This window comes from Streptomyces sp. NBC_00096, from assembly GCF_045041305.1.
In the GTDB taxonomy this organism is placed as follows: domain Bacteria; phylum Actinomycetota; class Actinomycetes; order Streptomycetales; family Streptomycetaceae; genus Streptomyces.
Genome location: NZ_CP108221.1, coordinates 2,296,641 through 2,318,663, shown reverse-complemented (window position 1 = coordinate 2,318,663; position 22,023 = coordinate 2,296,641). Strand labels below are relative to the sequence as shown.

At 71.0% G+C, this 22,023-nt stretch carries 21 protein-coding genes; 11 read left to right on the top strand and 10 right to left on the bottom strand.

Annotated features, from left to right (window positions below):
- The first annotated feature begins 310 nt into the window (after positions 1-310).
- The 3 genes from OG904_RS09850 to OG904_RS09840 all read left to right on the top strand — a co-directional run bounded on the left by OG904_RS09850 (position 311) and on the right by OG904_RS09840 (position 2,352).
- The gene (locus OG904_RS09850) at positions 311-1,135 is read left to right on the top strand and encodes a polysaccharide deacetylase family protein (protein WP_405489419.1); all 825 of its coding nucleotides are present in this window, start codon (positions 311-313) and stop codon (positions 1,133-1,135) included.
- 100 nt (positions 1,136-1,235) lie between these two features.
- Positions 1,236-1,559, top strand: coding sequence for a nuclear transport factor 2 family protein (locus OG904_RS09845; RefSeq protein ID WP_405497904.1), 324 nt, complete (start codon positions 1,236-1,238; stop codon positions 1,557-1,559).
- 163 nt (positions 1,560-1,722) lie between these two features.
- The gene (locus tag OG904_RS09840; protein WP_405489417.1) at positions 1,723-2,352 is read left to right on the top strand and encodes a hypothetical protein; all 630 of its coding nucleotides are present in this window, start codon (positions 1,723-1,725) and stop codon (positions 2,350-2,352) included.
- Between the two features lie 213 nt (positions 2,353-2,565).
- Here OG904_RS09840 and OG904_RS09835 read toward each other — a convergent pair whose 3' ends face one another.
- From OG904_RS09835 to mgrA, 4 genes are all read right to left on the bottom strand, one after another.
- On the bottom strand, positions 2,566-3,876 hold the full coding sequence (locus tag OG904_RS09835; protein ID WP_405489415.1) for an extracellular solute-binding protein: 1,311 nt from the start codon (positions 3,874-3,876) through the stop codon (positions 2,566-2,568).
- 276 nt (positions 3,877-4,152) lie between these two features.
- A complete protein-coding gene (locus tag OG904_RS09830; protein WP_405489413.1) occupies positions 4,153-4,770 on the bottom strand; it encodes an SMI1/KNR4 family protein in 618 nt (205 codons plus the stop codon).
- Between the two features lie 59 nt (positions 4,771-4,829).
- A complete protein-coding gene (locus OG904_RS09825) occupies positions 4,830-5,294 on the bottom strand; it encodes a DUF192 domain-containing protein (RefSeq protein ID WP_405489411.1) in 465 nt (154 codons plus the stop codon).
- Positions 5,295-5,611: 317 nt separating this feature from the next.
- Positions 5,612-6,649 (bottom strand): L-glyceraldehyde 3-phosphate reductase, encoded by a 1,038-nt coding sequence (mgrA, locus tag OG904_RS09820; RefSeq protein ID WP_405489409.1) that lies wholly within the window; start codon positions 6,647-6,649, stop codon positions 5,612-5,614.
- Positions 6,650-6,775: 126 nt separating this feature from the next.
- On the opposite strand from mgrA, the gene OG904_RS09815 reads away from it, so the two are divergent.
- The 6 genes from OG904_RS09815 to OG904_RS09790 all read left to right on the top strand — a co-directional run bounded on the left by OG904_RS09815 (position 6,776) and on the right by OG904_RS09790 (position 13,535).
- The gene (locus tag OG904_RS09815; RefSeq protein ID WP_405489407.1) at positions 6,776-7,537 is read left to right on the top strand and encodes an isoprenyl transferase; all 762 of its coding nucleotides are present in this window, start codon (positions 6,776-6,778) and stop codon (positions 7,535-7,537) included.
- A gap of 416 nt (positions 7,538-7,953) precedes the next feature.
- On the top strand, positions 7,954-9,270 hold the full coding sequence (locus OG904_RS09810; protein ID WP_405489405.1) for a PhoH family protein: 1,317 nt from the start codon (positions 7,954-7,956) through the stop codon (positions 9,268-9,270).
- 407 nt (positions 9,271-9,677) lie between these two features.
- Entirely contained in the window at positions 9,678-10,394 is a 717-nt protein-coding gene (locus OG904_RS09805; RefSeq protein ID WP_405497902.1) for a transglycosylase SLT domain-containing protein, read from the top strand.
- 146 nt (positions 10,395-10,540) lie between these two features.
- The gene (locus OG904_RS09800; protein WP_405489403.1) at positions 10,541-11,965 is read left to right on the top strand and encodes an AI-2E family transporter; all 1,425 of its coding nucleotides are present in this window, start codon (positions 10,541-10,543) and stop codon (positions 11,963-11,965) included.
- Positions 11,962-12,789, top strand: a complete 828-nt coding sequence (locus tag OG904_RS09795; protein WP_405489401.1) for a hypothetical protein — start codon at positions 11,962-11,964, stop codon at positions 12,787-12,789. Before OG904_RS09800 ends, OG904_RS09795 begins: the two co-directional genes overlap by 4 nt.
- 38 nt (positions 12,790-12,827) lie before the next feature.
- Complete coding sequence (locus tag OG904_RS09790; protein ID WP_405489399.1) at positions 12,828-13,535, top strand: hypothetical protein; 708 nt, start codon at positions 12,828-12,830, stop codon at positions 13,533-13,535.
- A gap of 79 nt (positions 13,536-13,614) precedes the next feature.
- Here OG904_RS09790 and OG904_RS09785 read toward each other — a convergent pair whose 3' ends face one another.
- Positions 13,615-14,154 (bottom strand): alkyl hydroperoxide reductase, encoded by a 540-nt coding sequence (locus OG904_RS09785; RefSeq protein WP_405489397.1) that lies wholly within the window; start codon positions 14,152-14,154, stop codon positions 13,615-13,617.
- 3 nt (positions 14,155-14,157) lie between these two features.
- Entirely contained in the window at positions 14,158-14,712 is a 555-nt protein-coding gene (locus OG904_RS09780; protein ID WP_405489395.1) for a peroxiredoxin, read from the bottom strand.
- Between the two features lie 135 nt (positions 14,713-14,847).
- Here OG904_RS09780 and OG904_RS09775 point away from each other — a divergent pair, with 135 nt between their 5' ends.
- Positions 14,848-15,813, top strand: a complete 966-nt coding sequence (locus OG904_RS09775) for a LysR substrate-binding domain-containing protein (RefSeq protein ID WP_405489393.1) — start codon at positions 14,848-14,850, stop codon at positions 15,811-15,813.
- 39 nt (positions 15,814-15,852) lie between these two features.
- Here the strand turns inward: OG904_RS09775 and OG904_RS09770 are convergent, their stop codons facing one another.
- From OG904_RS09770 to OG904_RS09760, 3 genes are read right to left on the bottom strand one after another with little or no spacing between them, the layout of a single operon-like run.
- Complete coding sequence (locus OG904_RS09770) at positions 15,853-18,213, bottom strand: ABC transporter permease (RefSeq protein ID WP_405489391.1); 2,361 nt, start codon at positions 18,211-18,213, stop codon at positions 15,853-15,855.
- Positions 18,210-18,896, bottom strand: a complete 687-nt coding sequence (locus OG904_RS09765; protein ID WP_405489389.1) for an ABC transporter ATP-binding protein — start codon at positions 18,894-18,896, stop codon at positions 18,210-18,212. Before OG904_RS09765 ends, OG904_RS09770 begins: the two co-directional genes overlap by 4 nt.
- Complete coding sequence (locus OG904_RS09760) at positions 18,893-19,417, bottom strand: PadR family transcriptional regulator (protein WP_405489387.1); 525 nt, start codon at positions 19,415-19,417, stop codon at positions 18,893-18,895. The genes OG904_RS09765 and OG904_RS09760 overlap by 4 nt, the downstream gene beginning before the upstream one ends.
- Positions 19,418-19,566: 149 nt before the next feature.
- Between OG904_RS09760 and OG904_RS09755 the strand changes: the two genes are divergently transcribed.
- Positions 19,567-21,063, top strand: a complete 1,497-nt coding sequence (locus OG904_RS09755) for a DUF2079 domain-containing protein (protein WP_405489385.1) — start codon at positions 19,567-19,569, stop codon at positions 21,061-21,063.
- Between the two features lie 86 nt (positions 21,064-21,149).
- On the opposite strand, the gene OG904_RS09750 is transcribed toward OG904_RS09755, so the two are convergent.
- On the bottom strand, positions 21,150-22,019 hold the full coding sequence (locus OG904_RS09750) for a peptidylprolyl isomerase (protein WP_405489383.1): 870 nt from the start codon (positions 22,017-22,019) through the stop codon (positions 21,150-21,152).
- Between the last annotated feature and the right edge of the window lie 4 nt (positions 22,020-22,023).

The window sequence follows — 22,023 nt, the reverse complement described above, 5'->3', positions numbered from 1 at the left end:
ATGAACGCATCCGCCGGGCCGGGCCCGCGTCGTACCCGGGTACGGTCCGGGCGGGGCGGGCCGGAGGGTCGGGGTTACTTCAACTCCGACTTGGGGCCGGGGTCTTCGGCCCGGGATGCCCGATGGGAGGCCGCTCCGGTCGCCCCGGTTCCAGTCGGGACCGAATTCGGGACGATCAAGGACTTAAGTCCTGCAACACGGAATTTATGGGTCATTCGGCTGGAACCCCTCAGCTGTGACCGACGTCCTGACCAGTGCGAGCTCACAAGGCGGACGTCGAAATGGGGAGTTGAGACAGCACATGGGGTTCATGGCGCGCACGCACATGCAGGGCATACGGGCACGGATAGCCGTCGCCGGGGCGGCCGCGGCGGTGGCCGCGACCGTGTGGGGAGTGACGACGATCGTCGACCCGGGCCACGGCACCCGCCACCAGAACGTCTCCCGGCAGACGGACGACCCCGCGGGCGGCGGCGCCACCGACCCCCAGGCGCCCGGGGATCCGGGGCGGAAGATCCCGGACGGCATAGCCCACGCGTCGGAGAGCGGCGGCAACGCGGTCAACATCACCATCGACGACGGGCCCGACCCCAAGTGGACCCCGAAGGTGCTCGACGTCCTGCGGAAGTACGACGTGAAGGCGACTTTCTGCATGATCGGTCCGCAGGCCCAGGCCAACCCCGACCTGGTCAAGAAGGTCGTCGCGGAGGGCCACCGGCTCTGCGACCACACCATGGACCACAACACCGGGATGGACAAGAAGCCCCTCGACTACCAGCGCCGGCAGGTCCTCGACGCGAAGAAGCTGATCGAGGAGGCCGCGGGCGGCGGCGCCAGGGTGGAGTACTACCGGGCCCCCGGCGGCGCGTTCACCCCCGAGAGCCGGGCCCTGGCCGCGGCCAACGGGATGCGCCCGCTCGGCTGGAACATCGACACCAAGGACTTCAGCAAGCCGGGGGTCGACGCGATAGTGAACACGGTCAAGTCCGAGATCGGCAACGGCCCGACCATCCTCTTCCACGACGGCGGCGGCGACCGCACCCAGAGCGTGCAGGCCCTGGACGAGGTCCTGGCCTGGCTGAAGGAACAGGGCCGGCCCACCGGCTTCCCGGTGGTCACCGGCGCCTCGTCCTGACACGCCGTCCGGTGGCGAACGGGTGAGGGTCGACGCCCCGGCGACGCCCGCGGTGTTCCCTGGTCGCGCACGTACGCCCGACCAGGAGGTCTCCGCGACCATCAACCCCGGCAAACTGTCCGACCCCGTCGTCGGCGCCCTCGTCAGCGCGGTCAACGCGCAGGACAGGGACGCCTTCCTCGCGATCCTGACCGCCGACGCGACCATGTCCGACGACGGAACCGACCGCGACCTCCACGACTGGATCGACCGGGAGATCTTCGGCTCCGGCGGCCACATGGACGTCGAGTCAGAGTCCGACGGCGGCCGCGCCCTGCTCGTCAGCTTCCGCAACGACACCTGGGGCGAGATGCGCACCGCCTGGCGGTTCACCATCGCCCCGGGCGACGGTCGCATCAGCCGCTTCGAGACCGGCCAGGCCTGAGACCGGCCAGGCCTGCGCCCTGCAGCGACCGCGCCACCGCCGGCGCCGCTGCGGGTGTCCGCCCCGGCAATGTGAAGATGAACAGTTGATATCCCGGATCCCGTACGGGTGAAAGCGCCTCCGGCGTCGTTCCGGCCCGCCGGAGGGTCCCGTTGGTCCCGGCATGAAGCGCACCCGCATCGCCGCCCTCGCCCTCGCCACCGCCGCGGCGGCCCTCGCCCCGGTCCTCTGCCAGGGGGCCGCCACCGCCGCGGACGGCACGGCCTTCCTCCAGGACCCGAGCGGAGGCGAGAAGGCGATGAAGTCGATGTGGACCAAGGACGACATGCACAAGGTGGAGGCGCAGTTCCGCTTCCAGCCCGGCATCCAGTACAAGACGGTCACCCGCCGCGGCCCCAAGGGCGCCGAGGAGTACGAGCGCAAGGTGCCCGACCCCAAGACCCTCGCGTGGGAGCCCGGGTACGAGTTCGCGTGGTCGGTGGCGGATTCGCAGGGGGTGAAGAAGGTGCTGACCACGAAGGACGGCAGGCATCCGATCGTCGTGCACGCCGTGCTGCGCGACGGCAGGCGCGCCAAGGCCGCCGAGGTCCACCAGGAGCTGACGAACCGGCCCGCGACGGGCCGTACGAAGGTGCCCGGCGGGAAGCGCATCGCGTGTGACACCGGGAAGTACACGGTGGAGTGGTCGGTCACCCGCACCGGCTACGGCACCCTCACCGGCTCCCTCGTCTGGGACTCCAGCTGCGAGCAGTACCGCACGGCGTTCACCCCGCGCAACCAGGGCGCGAGCTAGCCCGCCGGACCGGGGCGTCCGCACAGAAGGGGACGGGGCGGGGGGAGGGGCGCAGGGAGGTGGGCCGGCCGCCCCGCGCGCCTTGTGGGCGCTCGCGGGCGACTGGGCCGCGGCCTTGGATCAAGTGCCGTACCAGCCATGATGCCGCGCGGGGTGCGGCGCGGCAGGGGGCGAAGGTCCCTCGTTGACGGGGACGTTCGGGGGTTTCTCGCGTCAGTGCTTCTTGGCCGACTCGGTCGCCTTCGAGGCGATCTCCTCCAGGACGGCCTTCGGATCGCCCCCGGGATCCACGGCGCGCCCGATGTTGCGCTTGATGGTGTCGCTGATCGTCACCCAGGACGGGTCGTTGACCGGGTAGAGCTGCGCACCGTAGAGGGCGGTCAGGAACTGCTGGTCGTTCTTGTCCATGCCCGCGGTGCCGGCCAGGGTGCGGGAGGCGGAGACGGTGGACGGCAGCAGGTGGTAGCGGCCCGCGAAGTCCGACAGGTTCTTGTCCTGGTAGATGAAGTTCAGGAACTTGCCGATCTCGGTGCGGTGGCCGTTCTGCTTGAACGCCATCATCCAGTCGGCCACGCCCACCGCCGGCGGGCTCTCCCCGGAGCCCAGGGTGTCCGAGACGGGCATGGTGACGGTGCCGACCCCGATGCCCTTGCCGCGCGCCTCGTGGGCGAGCGAGGGGTAGCCGTTGAGCATGCCGACCTCGCCGCGCGAGAAGGCGGCGAAGGCGTCGGCGCGGTTGAGCTGGGACGGAGGGGTGGGGCCGAGCAGGCCCGGGGCGACCAGGTTCTCCTTGATCCACTTGAAGGTCTGGATGTTCTGGTCGGACGCCAGGCTGTAGTTGCCGCTGTTGTCGGCGTATCCGCCGCCGTTGCTGAGCTCCCAGATCATCGCCTCGGCGTGCGCCTCCTCCGGACCCAGCGGCATGGCGTACGGGTACTTCACGCCCTTGTCCTTGAGTGCCTTGGCGGCGGCCTTCAAGTCGGACCAGGTTTTGGGCTGCCAGCCGGTCTTGGAGTCCTTCGAGATGATCCCGGCGTCCGTGAACAGCTTCTCGTTGTAGAAGAGGAGACGGCTGCTCGCCACGAACGGCAGGCCGTAGAGGGTGTTGCGGACGGATCCGGCCTCGGCCAGGGGCTGCAGGAAGTTCGCCTCGGCGGTGACCGGGAGGAGCTCGGACGCGGAATAGAGCTTGCCCTGCGCGGCGAAGTCCGAGTAGCCGCCCATGAGGGCCATGTCCGGGGCGTTTCCGGCCTTGACCATGCGGGAGACTTCACGGTCGATGTCGGTCCACGGCAGCAGCTGCACCTGGACCTTTATGCCCGGGTTGGCGGTGGTGAAATCGGCCGTCATCTTGTCCCAGAACGCCTTGGAACTGTTGGCCGAGGTGTCGCCGTATTCGGCGGCGACGAGGCGGATCGTACCGCCGTCAGCTGCGCTTCCTCCCGAGCCGCCGCATCCGGCCAGCGGTATCAGCAGACCGAGCACGACCGTGGTGGCGGCCGCGCCGAAGATTCTTCGTTGCACGGGTGTATTCCCCTGATTTTCTTTTGAGTCCCGTTATTACTTATGAGTTACTCCGGGCGGCCGTGTCCCACAGTGGCCCGTTGGCCGGAATTCTCTCCCGGGGGAGGGCGGTTCGTTCCATTGGGGCGGCACTTGTGGTCAATGCTCCAAGTGCGGCATTTCTGAATGGTGTTTTCCGATATGTGATCAACAATTCGGACGCGCGTAGACATGCCGAAAAGCCCGTTTCCGGCCTTTTCCGGCCATGGAACGGGTTGACGGGTTGGGCGGGGGGAATCAGTCCGCGAAATCGCCCGCGTACGGGTCGGGCTCACCCGTTTCGGGGTTGCGGCCCTCCTGCCAGCGCCGCTGGGCCTTGCGCCAGTGCACGAAGCTGAGGTGGCCGCTATCCCAGAAGGTGATGCTGACCGGGCTCACGTCGAACTCGTCGGAGCACAGCCGGTACAGGAACTCGCCCATGCCGTACGGGTACACCGCGAAGGAGTCGGCGGTGTGCCGGCCGACCACCAGGACGGGCCAGCGCTCCGGGTCGGGGTCGGTCGTCAGCCAGCACAGGATGTCGGAGCCGCCGGTGACGCCCCAGGCGAGGATCGACTCCGGGTCCACGTCGAAGGCGGCCCTGCCGCCCTCCGCCTCCCAGACCTGGCGGGCGTTGGCCGTCTCCTCCGCCATCTGGGCCGGGTCCCACTGGAGACCGGGCTTGGGCAGCGGCAGCAGCACGCTCGCTTCGCCGTTGATCGAGCCCGCGCCGAAGCGGCCCATGAAGGCGATGAAATCGGCGGGGAACCGGCTGCCCCAGACGGCCTCGGCCGCCTGCCAGTCGATGTCCTCGTCCGTGCCGTGGGTCGCCGGCATGATCTGCTCCAGCGCCTTGATGAACGCGTTCTCGGTCATGCCGCTCCCCTGCCACCCCAGCTCAACCGCCTCAACCTACCGCCGGGGCGGTGTGGCGCCTAGCGAGAGTTGAGACGGAGATGGAGAGCGGACCCCACGCGAAGGCCCCAGGCGGCCATGGATCCGGCCTCGGCCTCCAGGACGTGGCGGGCGCGGAGCCGGGGGAGGCCGAGCCGGCCGGGGGCCATGGTGGTCAGCGCGATGACCGTGAGCCGGTGGTCCAGGTGGGCCACGTCGATGGCGAAGCGCATCCGGAAGGTGTGCACGCTCGCGGCCGGGGTCAGGAGCATCGCCCCCTCGATCCCGTCCCGCCCGAGCAGCCCCCGCGTCCGGGCCCGGTAGGAGGCGGCCACTTCGACGGGCACCTCCACGGGCACCTCCACGGGCACCCCGGCAGTCCCCCCGGCAGTCACCCCCACAGTCTCCTCGGCAGTCCCCTCGACCGACGCCCCCGGACCCGCCTCCGGCCCCGGCCCCACGCCGAGCACGCCCCAGCCGTCGCGCCACTGCCCCCTCTTGCTCATGCCGGCCACCCTAGGCCGTACCCCACCGGTCGGTCAGGCCTTCGGCGTCAAGTCGGCGCATACGGCGGGGTCCCCCTGCGGGGTACGGCCGTCCAGGGGGCCGTACGGGCCCCGGACCGGGCCCCACAAGGCCTTCTGGGGCCGATTCGGCTCAGCGGAGTGCTGCCGGGTGGCTCCGGAGCGTAATCGTGGCGCGGCAATGCACGCAGCAGGCTTTACGAAGGGTTATGGTGGAACCCCCCCCTCGGGCCGGTCCGTATCCCCCCCACGGACCGGCCCGTTTTTCATGCTCGCGCCGGGTCGGGCAAAGCGGCAGGTCAGCCGCGCTGGGCCCAGATGTTGGCGCCGGGGGTGGACACCGCGAAGGAGTCGATCTCCTTCAACTCCTCCGCCGACAGCGGTGCACCGGACAGGGAAGCCACGTTCTCCTCGAGCTGCTTCACGCTGGACGCGCCGATCAGCGCCGAGGTCATCCGCTCGTCGCGCAGCACCCAGTTGAGCGCCAGCTGCGCCAGCGACTGCCCGCGCCGGGCCGCGATCTCGTTCAGCCCGTTCAGCCGGCGGACCACCTCGTCCGAGAGCAGGTCCGGGTTCAGGGACTTGCCCTGCGTGGCCCGCGAGCCCTCCGGGATGCCCTTGAGGTACTTGCCGGTCAGCAGCCCCTGCGCGAGCGGCACGAAGGAGATGCAGCCCATGCCGGCCTCCTCCAGGGTGTCCAGCAGGCCGTCGTCCTCCGTCCAGCGGTTGATCATGGAGTAGGAGGGCTGGTGGATGAGGGGGCGGATCCCCATCCCCGTCAGCAGCCGGGCCGCCTCGGCGGTCTGCTCCGCGGTGTACGAGGACACGCCCACGTACAGCGCCTTGCCCTGCCGGACCGCGGACGCCAGCGCGCCCATGGTCTCCTCCAGCGGGGTCTCCGGGTCGAAGCGGTGCGAGTAGAAGATGTCGACGTAGTCGACGCCCATCCGCTTCAGGGAGGCGTCCAGCGAGCCGAGGAGGTACTTCCGGCTGCCCCACTCGCCGTACGGACCCTCGTGCATGAGGTAGCCGGCCTTGGTGGAGAGCACCAGCTCCTCGCGGTGGGACGCGAAGTCCTGCGCGAAGACCTTGCCGAAGTTCAGCTCGGCCGAGCCGGGGGGCGGCCCGTAGTTGTTCGCCAGGTCGAAGTGGGTGACGCCGAGGTCGAAGGCCCGGCGCAGGATCGCCCGCTGGGACCCCAGGGACTTGTCGTCGCCGAAGTTGTGCCAGAGGCCCAGGGAGATCGCGGGGAGCTTGAGGCCGCTGCGGCCGGTGCGCCGGTACTCCATGGAGTCGTAGCGAGAGGGCTCTGCCCGATAGGGATTGTTTTCAGTCACGTTGTCCTCCCTATCACGGACTTGTGACAGGACCGAGTTGGGTACCCCATCCCGCCGCGCAGTAATGTGGCGGACTCGGGGGACCGCATTTCGCACGGGGGCAAAGCACGGAGGGGCTGGAAGATCGTGAAGCTGCGCGACCTGGTGTACAGGCTCTACGCACGCCGGGTGGAAGGCCGCCTCGACCATGACGCGGCACCCAAGCACATCGGCGTCATTCTGGACGGGAACCGCCGCTGGGCGAAGGCGTCCGGAGGCACGACGGAACAGGGCCACCAGGCCGGAGCCGACAAGATCTCCGAGATGCTGGGCTGGTGCACCGAGACGGACGTCGAGGTCGTCACCCTGTGGATGCTCTCCACGGACAACCTGGACCGGCCCGAGGTCGAGCTCCGCCCGCTCCTGAACATCATCGAGAACACGGTGCGCGGCCTGGCCGCCGACGGCCGCTGGCGCGTCCACCACGTGGGCAACCTGGACATCCTGCCCGCCGGGACGCAGAACGTGCTGAAGGAGGCCGAAGAGGCCACCCACGGCGTCGACGGGATACTCGTCAACGTCGCCGTCGGCTACGGCGGCCGCCAGGAGATCGCCGACGCGGTCCGCTCGCTCCTGCTGGAGCACGCCTCGAAGGGCACCTCCTTCGAGGAGCTCGCCGAGGTCCTCGACATCGACCACATCGCGGAGCACCTCTACACGCGCGGCCAGCCCGACCCGGACCTCGTGATCCGCACCAGCGGAGAACAGCGACTGTCCGGTTTCATGCTGTGGCAGAGCGCGCACTCCGAGTATTACTTCTGCGAAGTCTTCTGGCCTGCGTTCCGCAAGGTCGACTTCCTGCGGGCCCTGCGCGACTACGCCGCACGGCACCGGCGCTACGGCAGCTGACCGCCCGGCAGGACCCTTTGCAGGGCACTTGACCTGCGGTTTCCCCATCCCCTCTCGGTACCCCACGGCGCGCCCGGACCCCTCCGCGGCGCGCCGTTCCCGTGCCGTATTACTTTCCTACCGCCTTTCGCGGACCCCCCGTACAATGCCTTCACCAGGGATTCACCCAGCGTCCGTCATATGCCATGGCATGGCTGGACCCAATCGGGGAATATCCCTTGCAGGTCGATGCCCGATCCACGGGTGTCGAGTCTCAGCGGACGGCATGGGGTCGTCCGCCCGGGAGGCCCTTTGCACCAGGACGCACGTGCGGTTCGCACGGACGGAGTGGAGGGCCGGGAGTCGGCCCGCGCATGGGTGCCGATGACCGGTCCGGTCTTCATGGCCCGACCTCTTCCGAGGGGGTACGTCCTTCCGTGGTGACCAGCACAAAGAGCCGCCTGCCCGACAGGCGGACCTACGTCCTCGACACCAGCGTCCTGCTGGCAGACCCCAACGCGATCACCCGCTTCGAGGAGCACGAGGTCGTGCTCCCGATCGTGGTGATCACCGAGCTGGAGGCAAAGAGGCACCATCCCGAACTCGGCTACTTCGCCCGTCAGGCCCTGCGCCTGCTCGACGACTTCCGGGTTCGCTACGGTCGCCTCGACGCACCCATCCCGCTGGGCGATCTGGGCGGCACCCTGCGTGTCGAGCTCAACCACTCCGACCAGAGCGTCCTCCCCGCCGGCTTCCGACTGGGGGACAACGATTCGCGGATCCTCGCGGTCGCCCGCAATCTGCAGGCCGAGGGATACGACGTCACGGTCGTCTCGAAGGATCTCCCCCTGCGCATCAAGGCCTCCTCCGTGGGGCTGATCGCGGAGGAGTACCGCGCGGAGCTCGCGATCACCGATGCCGGCTGGACCGGCATGAGCGAGCTGTCCCTCTCCGGGGAGCAGGTGGACCTCCTCTACTCCGAGGACCGGCTCTACGTCCCCGAGGCCGCGGAAATGCCCGTCCACACGGGCCTGGTCATCCAGTCCGAGCGCGGCAAGGCGCTGGGCCGGGTCACCGCCGACGGGAACGTACGGCTCGTCAAGGGTGACCGCGAGGCCTTCGGACTGCACGGCCGCAGCGCCGAGCAGCGGATCGCGCTCGACCTCCTTCTCGATCCCGAGATCGGGATCATCTCGATGGGAGGCCGGGCCGGCACCGGAAAGTCGGCGCTGGCGTTGTGCGCGGGCCTGGAGGCCGTGCTGGAGCGGAGGCAGCACCAGAAGGTGATGGTCTTCCGGCCGCTGTACGCGGTCGGCGGCCAGGACCTCGGCTACCTCCCCGGGGACGCCTCCGAGAAGATGAGCCCCTGGGCGCAGGCGGTGTTCGACACCCTCTCGGCGGTCGCCGGGCGCGATGTCATCGAGGAGGTGCTGAACCGGGGGATGCTGGAGGTCCTGCCGCTCACGCACATCCGCGGCCGCTCGCTCCACGACGCCTTCGTGATCGTGGACGAGGCCCAGTCGCTGGAGCGCAATGTCCTGCTGACCGTTCTGTCCCGGATCGGGGCCAATTCGCGGGTGGTTCTCACCCACGACGTGGCCCAGCGGGACAACCTGCGGGTCGGCCGGTACGACGGAGTCGTCGCCGTGGTCGAGAAACTGAAGGGGCATCCGCTCTTCGCGCACGTCACGCTGACCCGTTCCGAGCGCTCCCCGATCGCCGCACTGGTCACCGAAATGCTGGAGAACCTCTGAGGCCGGGAAGGCCGCAAAGCAGGTAAAACACCCATAGCGGGAAGGCGAGTTGGCGCCGTCCGGCAAAGGCCGAAGAGCCTAGCCGGGCGGCGCCTTCGTGCACAGGGGTTCAGCGGAATCGGTGGCGACATCCCAGGTGTGACCTTTCACACGCAACGGAGAATTGCCGTGCGGCGTCGCGGTCCGGCAGAGTCTGTTTTCCGTCAGGCCCCGCATACGGCACACCTGTATCTCCCGTGAGATGCGCGCAGCACCACTAACTCCACAACTGACCGCCGTATGCCGCCCGGAGCATCACGCGGCACCCCCGCAAGGGAGTTGCCCACGGGCCCGCGCCTCCAGTGACCGAACCATCATGGAGGCCAGTGTCGAGGGGCACTCTTGCGCCCGCGCGGTCACTGCGGACGCTGCTGGAAGGACACCGTGTGAGCCGGATCTCGGTTCGGGGATTCGCAGTGGCTTCGGCCACGGCGGTCACCACCGTCGGCGCAGTCGTGGGCGTTGCCACTGGCGACCCCGCCTCGAGCAACCTTGAGACGACCGCGTCCGGGACGACTCTCCTCACTGACATCCCGGTCGGCGACCAGGCTCAGGTCCAGAACGCGTCCCTGACGCAGCAGGCCGACGCCCTCGCCCAGGCCGCCGACGTCGACGCCAAGCGCTCGGCGGAAGAGGCGGCCCGTATCCAGGCCGCCCAGGACGCCAAGTCCAAGAAGGCCGACGCCCAGAAGGCCGCGGACGAGAAGGCGAAGAAGGAGCGGGACGAGAAGGAGCAGGTCGCCAGCCGGTCCGCCGCCCGCGACGCCTCCGACTTCGCGCCCCAGGCCTCCTACACGGTCGCCCAGGTCAAGGACATCGCCCGGCAGATGGTTCCGGCGGGGCAGTTCCAGTGCTTCTCCAACATCATCAACCAGGAATCCACCTGGAACTACCTGGCCGTCAACAAGTCCTCGGGCGCCTACGGTCTCGTCCAGGCCCTGCCCGGTTCGAAGATGTCCTCGGCCGGCGCCGACTGGCGCACCAACCCCGCCACACAGATCAAGTGGGGTCTGAACTACATGAACAAGCAGTACGGCAGCCCGTGCGGAGCCTGGAGCTTCCACCAGGCCAACGACTGGTACTAGTCACCAGTACGAGAACGCGTCCGCGCGCCTCAACCCCGAGGAGCCCCGCACCGTCCTACGGTGCGGGGCTCCTCGCGTGTACGGTCTTTCGAGGTGTGCCCCGAGCTCGTCCGGGCAGGCGGTACGAAACGGGGGAAGGGAACGGCATGGCGAAGAGGGCAGGATGGATCGGCCGGCTCGGCAACAAGCTGAGCCGAGTGGAGGCCCGGCTCGCGGAGCGGCGGGCCGAGGTCGAGGCCGAAACCTCTGGTGACCTGCCGGTGCGTCCCGCGTACCCCCCGCACCCCGCCCACCCCCCTCGCCCCGCTCACGCCGCCGGGTCCCCGGCGCCCGGCGCCACGACCGCCGCGCCCCCCGCGGCCACGTCCCCGGGCGAGGAACCCCCGGCGCACCCCTCCGCGGGCTACACCGCACCCGGGAAGCCCGACCCGGTGAGCGTCATCCCGTGGGGCGTGCGCGTCGCCGCGGAGGCCAGCTGGCGGCTGCTGCTGCTCGCGGGGATGCTCTGGGTCGTGATGAGGGTGATCAGCGAAGTCCGCCTGGTCGTCCTCGCCTTCGCCGCCGCCCTCCTCGTCACCGCCCTGCTCCAGCCCTTCGTGGTCCGCCTGCGCCGCCTCGGCATGCCGCGCGGCCTGGCGACCGCCCTCACCGCGATCCTCGGGTTCGTGGTCATCGGCCTGGTCGGCTGGTTCGTCGTCTGGCAGGTGATGGACAACCTCGACCAGCTCTCCGCCCGGCTCCGCGAGGGCATCAACGACCTCAAACTCTGGGCACTGGACAGTCCGTTCCACGTGACCGAGAAGCAGATCAACGAGATCGCCAAGAACCTCAGCGAGACCATCGGCACCAACACCGAGCAGATCACCAGTGCCGGACTGCAAGGCGTCACGGTCCTCGTCGAAGTGCTGACGGGGATGCTGCTCGCGATGTTCTCCACGCTCTTCCTGCTCTACGACGGCAAGCGCATCTGGACCTGGACGCTGGGCCTGCTCCCGTCGGCCGCCCGCCCCGGCGTCGCCGGCGCCGGTCCGCGCGCCTGGCGCACCCTGACCGCGTACGTGCGCGGCACGGTCCTGGTGGCGCTCATCGACGCCGTGTTCATCGGTCTCGGCCTCTACTTCCTCGACGTGACGATGGCCGTGCCGCTCGCCGTCTTCATCTTCCTGTTCGCCTTCATCCCGCTCGTGGGCGCGGTGATAAGCGGCGCCCTCGCCGTGGTCGTGGCCCTGGTCACCCAGGGGCCGTTCACCGCGCTGATGGTGCTGCTGGTGGTGCTGGCCGTGCAGCAGATCGAGGGCCACGTGCTCCAGCCCTTCATCCTGGGCCGGGCGGTACGGGTGCACCCGCTCGCGGTGGTGCTCTCGGTGGCGGCCGGCGGCATGATCGCCGGCATCGGGGGAGCGGTGGTCGCCGTTCCGCTGGTCGCCGTCACCAACACCGTCGTCGGCTACCTGCGGGCCTACTCCCGCGAACAGCTCCACCACGGGCTCTCCCCGGTCGGCCCCGCGCCGCACGGGGCGACGGCCCTGGGGCAGGCGGTCACGGATGCTGAGGAGACACCCCAAGGGTGATATCGGAGCCTGAGTTCGACGGCGGGTCCGAGGGCAGCTCCGACGGCGGCTCCGGCGGTTCACCGGAGCCGCTCGACCCGTACGACGGGCCCGACCCGCTCGACCCGCAGGTGCGCGGAGGGCGGCTCGTGCGGCCCTGGCGGTGGGCGCTCGGCGGCGCCCTGCTCGCCTCCGCGCTCTGGGCCGGCGCCTGGTGGGCGGTGACCCCGCAGGACCACCGCCCGCCGCTGCGCTACGCGTTCACGCCGAGCCTGTGCGACGGGGCGAAGCTGCCCGCGCTGGCCCGGCTGACGGGGACCGCCGGGTGGGACGCCACCCCGCAACGCTGGGAGCACCCGGGCGTGGACCGGTCGCTCTGCACGGTCCGTACGCCGCCGCCGGCCGGCTCGGACCCCGGGTACTGGCTCTCGTACGAGGCCCAGGTCTCGATGGTGCTGCACAAACGGACCGATCCCGCCCCGGAGTTCGGCGCGGACCCCGGGGTGGTGGGCTGGATGGGCACGGGCACGCCCGACCTGCGCGCGGTGCCGGGGCTCGGGGAGCGGGCGCTGATCTCGGAGGCGGGGTACGGGAGGTGGTGGCGGCTGACCGTGCTCGACGGGGGCGCGGTGTTCACCATGGACGTGACGGCCTGGAAGGGCGGTGACGGCGGTGACGGCGGCGACGGCGGCGACGGCGGGGAGGGCGGGGAGAGCGGGGAGGGCGAGGTCCGGGTGAGCGCCGGAACCGGCACCCCGGAAGATCCGCCGAAGCCCGATTCCGACGCGATCCAGGCTGCGATGATCGAGGACATGCACGGCCTGATGAAGGCGCTGCACTCGTAGTCGGACGAGGGCCAGGGGCGAGGGGCGGGGACACGGGGATGATCGGCGAGCCCGAGATCGACGGGGGCTGGGACACGGAGAGTCCGGCGCAGGAGCCGAGTCCGGACCGGCCGCGCGAGCACGAGGGGACCCGGGCGTGGGTACGGGGCCAACGTGCGCCCTGGCTGTGGGCGCTGGGCGGGGTGGTGGCGGCCTCGGCGGTGTGGGCGGGCGCGCTGGCGGTGCAGGATCGATTCTCCGCAACTCCGCGCATCGGCTACCGGCACTCCGGCGACCTGTGCAAGGAGGTCGACCTCAAGACGGTCGCCCAGGCCACCGGCCGGCCCTTCGAGGGGCACGGGAGCAGCCAGGGCGTGGACCGCGCGCAGGACTGGGCGTACTGCGGGCTCGGCATGCGGTGGGAGAAGCCGGACGCCCTCCTGTACGGGGCCGAGGTGTCGGTCGAACTGCACAAGGAGGTCGGCCCCGGAACGGAGTTCACCACCGGGCCGGGCATGAGCCCGGAGGCCAGGCTGGACCTGGAGGTGCGCCGTGCGGTGCCTGGGCTCGGCGACCGGGCGGTACTCGACCGGCACTACGCGGGCGAGGGGGAGCGGCTCATGGTGCTCGACGGCGGGGCGGTCTTCACGCTGACGGTGCAGTGGCACGGGGTCGGCGGCGACGGCCCCTCCGCCGTCGACGAGGACGCGATCGGCGCGGCGATGATCGAGGACATGCGGACCCTGATGGCGAAGCTGCGGCGCTAGGCCGTCATGCCACCCGGACACACGACAGTGCCCCCGCGGCCAGGAGCGGCTGCGGGGGCACTGGTGCGCGTGCGGGGTGTCACTCGCCCGAGATGGCGGCCTCGGAGTCGAGGGTGACGGCGACGGCCTGGATGACCGAGGCGATCTTGAAGGCCTCCTGAACCGTCTCGCGGTCCACGCCGGCCTTGCGCAGGACCTGCTCGTGCGAGTCCAGGCACTGGCCGCAGCCGTTGATCGCGGAGACGGCGAGCGACCACAGCTCGAAGTCGAGCTTCTCCACGCCCGGGTTGCCGATGACGTTCATCCGCAGGCCCGCGCGCAGGTTGCCGTACTCCGGGTCGGAGAGCAGGTGACGGGTGCGGTAGAAGACGTTGTTCATCCCCATGATCGCCGCGGCCGACTTGGCGGCGGTGTACGCCTCCGGCGACAGGGCCGCCTTCGCCTCCGGCTCCAGCTCACGCAGGACGCGCGGGGAGCGGGCGGCGATGGCGCAGGACAGGACGGTGCCCCACAGCTGCTGCTGCGTGAGGGTGTCCTGGTTGCCGATGACCGAGCCGAGGTTCAGCTTCAGGTCCTTGGCGAAGTCCGGTATGGCGGACTTCAGGGAGTCGAGGGACATCGCTCACTCACCGGCCAGCAGCGCGCCGGCGTCGAGGGTGCTCTCGCCCTTGTTCCAGTTGCAGGGGCACAGCTCGTCGGTCTGCAGGGCGTCGAGGACCCGCAGGACCTCCTTGGGGTTACGGCCCACGGAACCGGCGGTCACCATGGAGAACTGGATCTCGTTGTTCGGGTCCACGATGAAGACGGCGCGCTTGGCGAAGCCGTCCTCGCCCTGGATGCCGCAGTCCTTCATGAGCTCGTGCTTGGAGTCGGCCAGCATCGGGAAGGGCAGGTCACGCAGGTCGGCGTGGTCCTTGCGCCAGGCGTGGTGGACGTACTCGGAGTCGCCGGAGACGCCGAGGATCTGGGCGTCGCGGTCGGCGAACTCGTCGTTCAGCTTGCCGAAGGCGGCGATCTCGGTCGGGCAGACGAAGGTGAAGTCCGCAGGCCAGAAGAACACCACGCGCCACTTGCCCTCGTAGGCCTTGTGGTCGATCTGCGCGAACTCGGCCCCGGCCTCGAGCGAGACGCAAGCGGTCAGATCGTAGCTGGGGAACTTGTCACCGACAGTGAGCACGTGCTCTCCTTGCGGACGGGAAAGCGACCCTTTTGGGGGCTTTCCGTGAGGGTTGGACGTATCTCACATGCTGGCACAGCTGCATTGATTGCAGAAATAGCTAGTCTAGTGACCAGTGATCGGAGGTGCCTATCAGTGGCTGTGGGTAACAGGGGAGCGAGGTCCGCGAAGCAGGCGCGGCAGGCGACGCTCGCACAGCTGCGGGCCTTCGCCGCCGTTGCCGAGCACCTGCACTTCAGGGACGCGGCCGCCGCCATCGGGATGAGCCAGCCCGCGCTCTCGGGCTCCGTGTCCGCACTGGAGGAGGCGCTCGGGGTGCGGCTGCTGGAGCGCACCACGCGCAAGGTGCTGCTCTCGCCCGCCGGGGAGCGGATCGCGGTCCGGGCCCGGGCCGTGCTCGACGCCATGGGCGGGCTGCTGGAGGAGGCCGAGGCGGTACGGGCCCCCTTCACCGGGGTGCTGCGGTTCGGCGTGATCCCCACCGTGGCCCCGTACCTGCTGCCGACCGTGCTCGGGCTCTTCCACCGCCGCTATCCGCGCCTCGACCTCCAGGTGCACGAGGAGCAGACGGCTTCACTGCTGGAGGGGCTGGCCGGCGGCCGGCTGGACCTGCTGCTGCTCGCCGTGCCGCTCGGGGTCCCCGGGGTCACCGAACTGCCGCTCTTCGACGAGGACTTCGTCCTGCTCGTGCCGCGAGAGCACCCGCTCGCCGGCCGCCGGGACATCCCGCGCGAGGAACTACGCTGCCTGCAGCTGCTGTTGCTCGACGAAGGGCACTGCCTGCGCGACCAGGCCCTCGACATCTGCCACGACGCGGGACGCACCACCGGGGCGGACGTCACCACGACCGCGGCCGGGCTGTCCACCCTCGTACAACTGGTCGCCGGGGGGCTCGGCGTCACGCTGTTGCCGCGCACCGCGCTGCGGCTGGAGACCGCCCGCAACGAGCAGCTGGCCACCGGGTACTTCACCGAGCCCGCGCCCTCGCGGCGGATCGCGCTGGCGATGCGGACGGGGACGGCCCGCGAGGAGGAGTTCCGGGCCGTCGCCGACGCGCTGCGCGAAGCCGTACGCCCGCTCCCCGTCTGGCTGACGGACTGAGAGCGGGCGTACGGGGTACGGGACTGCGTGCGCGGGCGGTTACTCCGTGCGCAGCCCGTCCGGGCGCATCAGGCGCAGCAGCGCCGGCAGGCTCAGCAGGGTGACCAGGACGGACACGCCCGCGCCGATGCCGATCATCGCCAGGATCGAGGTCCAGGCGATGTGGATCGGGACGCCGGCCATCTGCATCAGCACCAGGCCGAGCCCGAGCCCGACCACCGTGGCCAGGGCCAGGCCCAGGCCGATCGGGAGGGCGGTCTGCCACAGCACGGACAGGCTGAGCGTGGAGCGCTTGGTGCCGAAGGCGACCAGCGCCGACAGGAGTTTCTTGCGCTCGCGCAGCTGCTCCAGCTGGGAGACCAGCAGGCTGGCGCCGATCAGCATCAGCACGAGGGCGGAGCCCACGAACAGGCCGGTCCGGATGGAGGAGTAGCGGTCGCTGACCGCGGTGGCCTGCAGGGTCATCGGGACGGCCAGCGGGTCGGCCTTGAAGGAGGTGTTCCGGGCCAGCTCCAGCGCGTCGGGCACCGCCGGGTCCAGCTTCACGAACACCTCGGCAGACTGGAAGCCGCCCATGCCCTTCGGGGCGGCGGCCGGGGTGGCCAGCACGCCGGTGGTCAGCCTGCCGACGGGGTCCTTGACGGCCTTCACGGTCCGGGCGTCGGCGGGCACGGTCCAGGGGACCGGGGCTTCGCCCTCGTTGCCGTGGATGTTGCCCGCGAACAGCTTCTCGCCCGGCCGGGCGGTGTCACCGCCCATGCTGAGGCTCGCGCGGGCGCCGTCGATGATGAAGGCGTCGCCGTCCTTGCAGGAGGGCAGCTCCGCGACTTTCCCGAGGGCGGCGCAGGTGCCCATCGTCACCGTCGTCGAGGCGTCCTCGTACTCCATGCCCGTGCCGCGCCCGGCGAAGGTGGAGCCCAGCGCGACGGCCTGGGTGACGCCCTTGGTCCCGGCCAGGGCCTGAGCCAGGGGCTCGCCCCCGCCGGGGGTGCGCATCAGGACGGCGATCGATGCCCGGGTGGGGTCCTGGCCGGTGTCGCGGGTGTACGAGCCCTCGGTGCCGGCGAAGAGCATCTGCAGGGCGATGGCTCCGGCGACCGCCACGGCGATGCCGTTGACCAGCCGGGCGGCGCTGCCGCTGGTGAGCTGGAGCCGGCGGGCGGCGAGCTGCCAGGAAACCGGGCCCGCGCCGCCGATGCGGCCGACCACGCGTTCCAGCACCCAGGGGAGCAGGACGGTGATGCCGACGAGGAGCAGGACCACGCCGCCCGAGACCTGCCACTGGTTGAACTGTCCGCCGTCGTTGCCGCGGCCCATCATGGGGACCAGCAGGCCGAGTCCGGCCAGCGGGAGCAGCAGCCGCCACCAGATCCGGCGCTTGCGCGGGGTCGTCGTACGGACCACGCCGAGCGGCTCGATGACCACGCCGCGCAGGGCGAACAGGGTCACGGCGACGGCCGCGGCGGGCACGGCGAGCGCGATGAGCGCGGCGAGCCAGGCCGCCGGGTTGAGGTCGGAGGGGAAGACGCTGCGCTGATAGAGGTCCATGGCCGGGGCCAGCTGGCGGGCGCCCAGGAAGAAGCCGGTGCCCAGGACCAGGCCGATCAGCGATCCGGCGAGGGCCTCGCCCGCGGCGATCCGGCGGACCATCCGGCCGTCGGCGCCGACCAGGCGCAGTGCGGCGAGCCTGCGGTCGCGGCGGTCGCCACCGAAGCGGACGGCGGCGCCGATGAACACGGCGACCGGCATCAGCAGGGCGACGAAGGTCAGCACCACGAGGAGGGTGAGGACGGGGTCGAGCCCCTCCTTCTGCAGGGTGTTCTCGAAGGCGGTGACCCGGTCGACGGCCTGGGGGGCGGACTTCTGGAGTTCGGCGAGCCGGTCGCTGCCCGCGTAGAAGTAGAGGTCGCCCGGTCCGACCAGGCCCGCGTCGCCGATCGTCGAGACGATCCTGCCGTCGAGGCGGTCGCGCAGCAGCTTGCCCTCGTCGGTCTTCATCAGCCTGTCGAGGGCGGGGGAGACGACCAGTTCGCCGGCGCCGGGGAACTTCTTGACGCCGGGCGGCAGCGGGGCGTCCGGGCCCTCGGGCTGCACGAGCCGTCCGTCCACCCCGTAGGAGCGGTACGACTGGTTCGCTTCGGCGATCAGCAGGGTGCCCGGGCCGGGCTGCTCGGCGGTCGGGGACGTGTAGGTCTGGCGTGCGTTGCCGCGTGCGTCGCGGGCGGCAAGGGCGCTCGGGACCGCGCTGGTGACGAGCAGCAGGGCGACGCCGAGGCCGACGCCGATGCCGGTGAGGAGGGTGCGGGTCCAGCCCTCGCGGCCGCCGCCGAAGGCGAAGCGGACGCCGAGCGCGAGGTCGCGGGCCCAGATCCGCGGCGTGCTCTGCCCGCCGACACTCATATGGCGCGCTCCATGTCGCGGGACTTGCCGTCGCGCACGACGATCTCGCGGTCGGAGTACGCGGCCACCCGGGTCTCGTGCGTGACGAGGACCACGGCGGCGTTGGTGGACCGGGCCGCCTCGGTGAGCAGCTGCATGACCAGCTCGCCGTTGAGGGAGTCCAGGGCCCCGGTGGGCTCGTCGGCGAAGATCAGCCGGGGGCTGGTGACCAGGGAGCGGGCGATGGCGACGCGCTGGCCCTGGCCGCCGGAGACCTCGCCGGGGCGCTTGCCGCGCAGGTCGTCGACCTGGAGCCGCTCCATCCAGGCCAGGGCGGTGCGCTCGGCCTCCTTGCGCTTGACGCCGGTCAGGCGCAGCGGCAGGGCGACGTTCTCCACGCAGGTCAGCTCGGGGACGAGCTGGCCGAACTGGAAGACGAAGCCGAACTCGCCGCGGCGCAGGGCGCTGCGCTCGGCGTCGTTCATGGCGGAGAGCTCGCGGCCGGCGTAGGTGATGGTGCCGGAGTCGGGGGTGACGATCCCGGCCAGGCAGTGCAGGAGCGTCGACTTGCCGGAGCCGGAGGGGCCCATGACGGCGACGATCTCGCCGGCGTGGATGGAGAATTCGGCGCCGTCGAGGGCGTTGGTGGGGCCGTACGCCTTGCGCAGGTCCGAGGCGCTGAGCAGAGTGCCGGACGGGGTCATCGGCGTACCTCCTGGGCGAGCTGGTCGAGCCGGGCGGCGGTGAGTTCGAGCCACCGCAGGTCCGCTTCGAGGTGGAACAGGGCGTGGTCGCAGACCAGCTGGTCCGCGAGGTCCCCCTTGCGCTTGCGGTGGGTGAGGATGCGCATCAGGCGCAGGTGCTCGGAGCGCTGGGTGTCCAGGAGCTCCTGGGCGCTGCGGCCGGTGAGCAGGGCGAGCACGACCTTGGTGTAGAGCGTGCTCTGGAGGTACGGCTCGGGCTTCTCGGGGTGGGCGAGCCAGTCCTCGACGTCGGTGACTCCGGCGTCGGTGATCGCGTACCGCTTGCGCTCGGGTCCGCCACCGCTCTCCACCCCGTCGACCTCGACGAGGCCGTTCTTCAGCAGCCGGGACATGGTCGAGTAGACCTGCCCGTAGGCGAGCGGACGGTCGTGGCCGAATCTCTCGTCGAAGGCCCGCTTGAGGTCGTAGCCGTGCCGGGGGCCGGCCTCCAGGAGGCCGAGGAGTGCGTGACTGATGGACATGCGAAGGACTATACACGCGGTGTATACTCTCGATGTATACACGCAGTGCAGAGATGATCTTCGTATGGTTTGCGCCCATTCGTAGGGTGTGACCGCCGTACGGGGCGCGGCTCGGGACCCGGGCCCGGGGCTGCTGTCACTTTGATGACATGCACGCACCCCCCGCCGGCACCGCCGCCACGCTCCCGCCCCAGCAGTCGGGCCCCGCCGCGCAGCCGGAGGCGGAGCCGGCCCGGGAGAACCCGTACGTGACCCCGTGGTGGATCTGGGCCCTGGCCGGCGGGCTCTTCTTCGTCTACATGACGCTGTCCCTGCGGACCCATCAACGGCTGCTCTCCCACAGCTACGACCTCGGCATCTTCGACCAGGTCGTCAGCTCCTACGCGGCGGGCCGGCTGCCCGTCTCCGAGCTCAAGGCGCCGGACTTCCCGATCCTGGGCGACCACTTCTCCCCGGTGCTCGCGCTGCTCGCGCCCCTGTACCGGCTGTGGCCCTCCGCACAGACCCTGCTCGTGGCGCAGGCGGCCCTGGTCGCCGTGAGCGTGCTGCCGCTGACCCGGTGGGCGCACCGGACGCTCGGCGCGCGGGCGGCCCTGGTGACCGGCCTCTGCTACGGGCTGTCCTGGGGCATCGCCAGCGGCGTCGGCTTCGACTTCCACGAGGTGGCCTTCGCGCTCCCGCTCCTCGCGTGCTCGCTCGCGTCCCTGGGCTCCGGCCGGCTGCGTGCCGCCGCCTGCTGGGCGCTGCCGCTGGTCCTGGTCAAGGAGGACCTCGGGCTGACCGTGGCCGCCATCGGCCTGGTCATCGCCGGGCGGGCCGGTCGCGGTGACCGTGCCGGGCGCCGGACCGGGGCCGCCCTCGCCCTCGCGGGCGCGGCCGGGACGCTGCTGGCGGTGGTGGTGGTGCTGCCCGCCTTCAACCCCGGCGGCTCGTACGCCTACCTGTCGTACCTGGGCGGGGGCGATGCGCAGGGCGGAGCCGGGTTCGGGGACCTGCTGCGCAAGGCGACGGTCGGGATGGTCACCCCCGAGACCAAGGTCTCCACCCTGGTGCTGGTGCTGGCGCCGACCCTGTTCCTGGCGCTGCGCTCGCCGCTGGTCTGGGTGGCCCTGCCGACGCTGCTGTGGCGCTTCGCCTCGGACAAGTCCGCCTTCTGGGGCACCGGGTACCACTACTCGCTCGTGCTCATGCCGATCGTCTTCGCCGCCTTCGTCGACGCCCTCGCGCGGCGGCGGGAATCCGGCGCGGCCGGCGTGCGCCGCCACCTGATCGGCGCGGCCGCGATGTGCGTGGTGCTGCTGCCCGCGTTCTCGCTGTGGCAGCTGGCCGAACCCGCCACGTGGCGGACCGATCCGCGGATCGCCGTGGCGCACCGGCTGATGGGCATGATCCCCGACGGCGCCACGGTCCAGGCCTCGGACGGGCTGGTGCCGCACCTCACGCAGCGCACCAGCACCAGCCTCTACGGGTGGCCCGCCAGCCGCCCCGATCCGGAGTGGATCATCGTGGACACGGCGGTGGCGCCGGAGCGGCGGTGGCCGCTGTCGGCGCAGCAGGAGCAGATCGCCCTGGACGGGGCGCGGGCCCAGGGGTACCGGACCGCGGCCCAGGAGAACGGCTTCGTGCTCCTGAACCGGCGGTCTTGAAGGGGGGCTTCGGGCCGGCGGTCCTGGGCCGGCGGGCCTAAAGCAGCGCTTCTGGGCCGGCGGTCCTGGACCGCCGGTCCGAAGCCTCAGCCCCCGGCCGCCTGGTGGATCGTCACGGAGCGGATGACCACGGGCTCCTTGGGGCGCCCGTCACCGGACCCGTCGGCCGTGCCGTTCGCGGCGATCTTCCGCAGCACGTCCAGCCCGCTGACCACCCGGGCGAAGGGGGTCCAGTCGGGCTGCATGCGGAAGTCCGGGTCGGCGTAGCTGATGAAGAACTGACTGCCGTTGCGGCCGGGCACCGCCTTGGACATCGCGACGGTGCCCGCCGGATAGGTGGCGTCCCTCAGGTTCTCGTCCGGGAAGAAGTACCCGGGGTCGGCCGTGCCCAGGCCGGCCGGGTCGCCGCATTCCAGTACGAAGATGCCCCGCGTGGTGACCCGGTGGCAGGCGCTGCCGTCGAAGTACTTCTTCCCGGCGAGGAAGGCGAACGAGGTGGTGGAACAGGGCGCGGCCCCGGTGAACGCCTCGATGACGACCTTGCCCCGGTCGGTTGTCAGCTCGGCCGTGTACGGGCGGGCCCGCGCGGGGTCGTGCACGGGCAGGCCGGGCCGCTTGGACGTTGCGGTGCCGGTGGCCGTGTAGGAACAGGCGGTGGGGGAGGGCGGCTTGGAGTCGGCCGGGGCGCCCGTCAGGGAGAGCGCCGTCCAGGTCAGTCCGGAACACGCCGCGGCCACCGCGAGCACGGTGGCCGCCTTTCGTGCGGTGCGCCGGCGCCGGGCGCCGCGCGCCACGCCGGCCCGGGTGCCGGAGACCGCACCGGCCCCCGCACCGCCGGCCCCGGCTCCGGTCTCCTCTCCCACGCCCGAGCCCGGACCCGCTCCGGATCCCGAACTCGCATCCGCCTTCGCGCCCGGGCCCGCGCCCGCGTCCGCTTTCCCGCCGGTCGATTCCATCCGA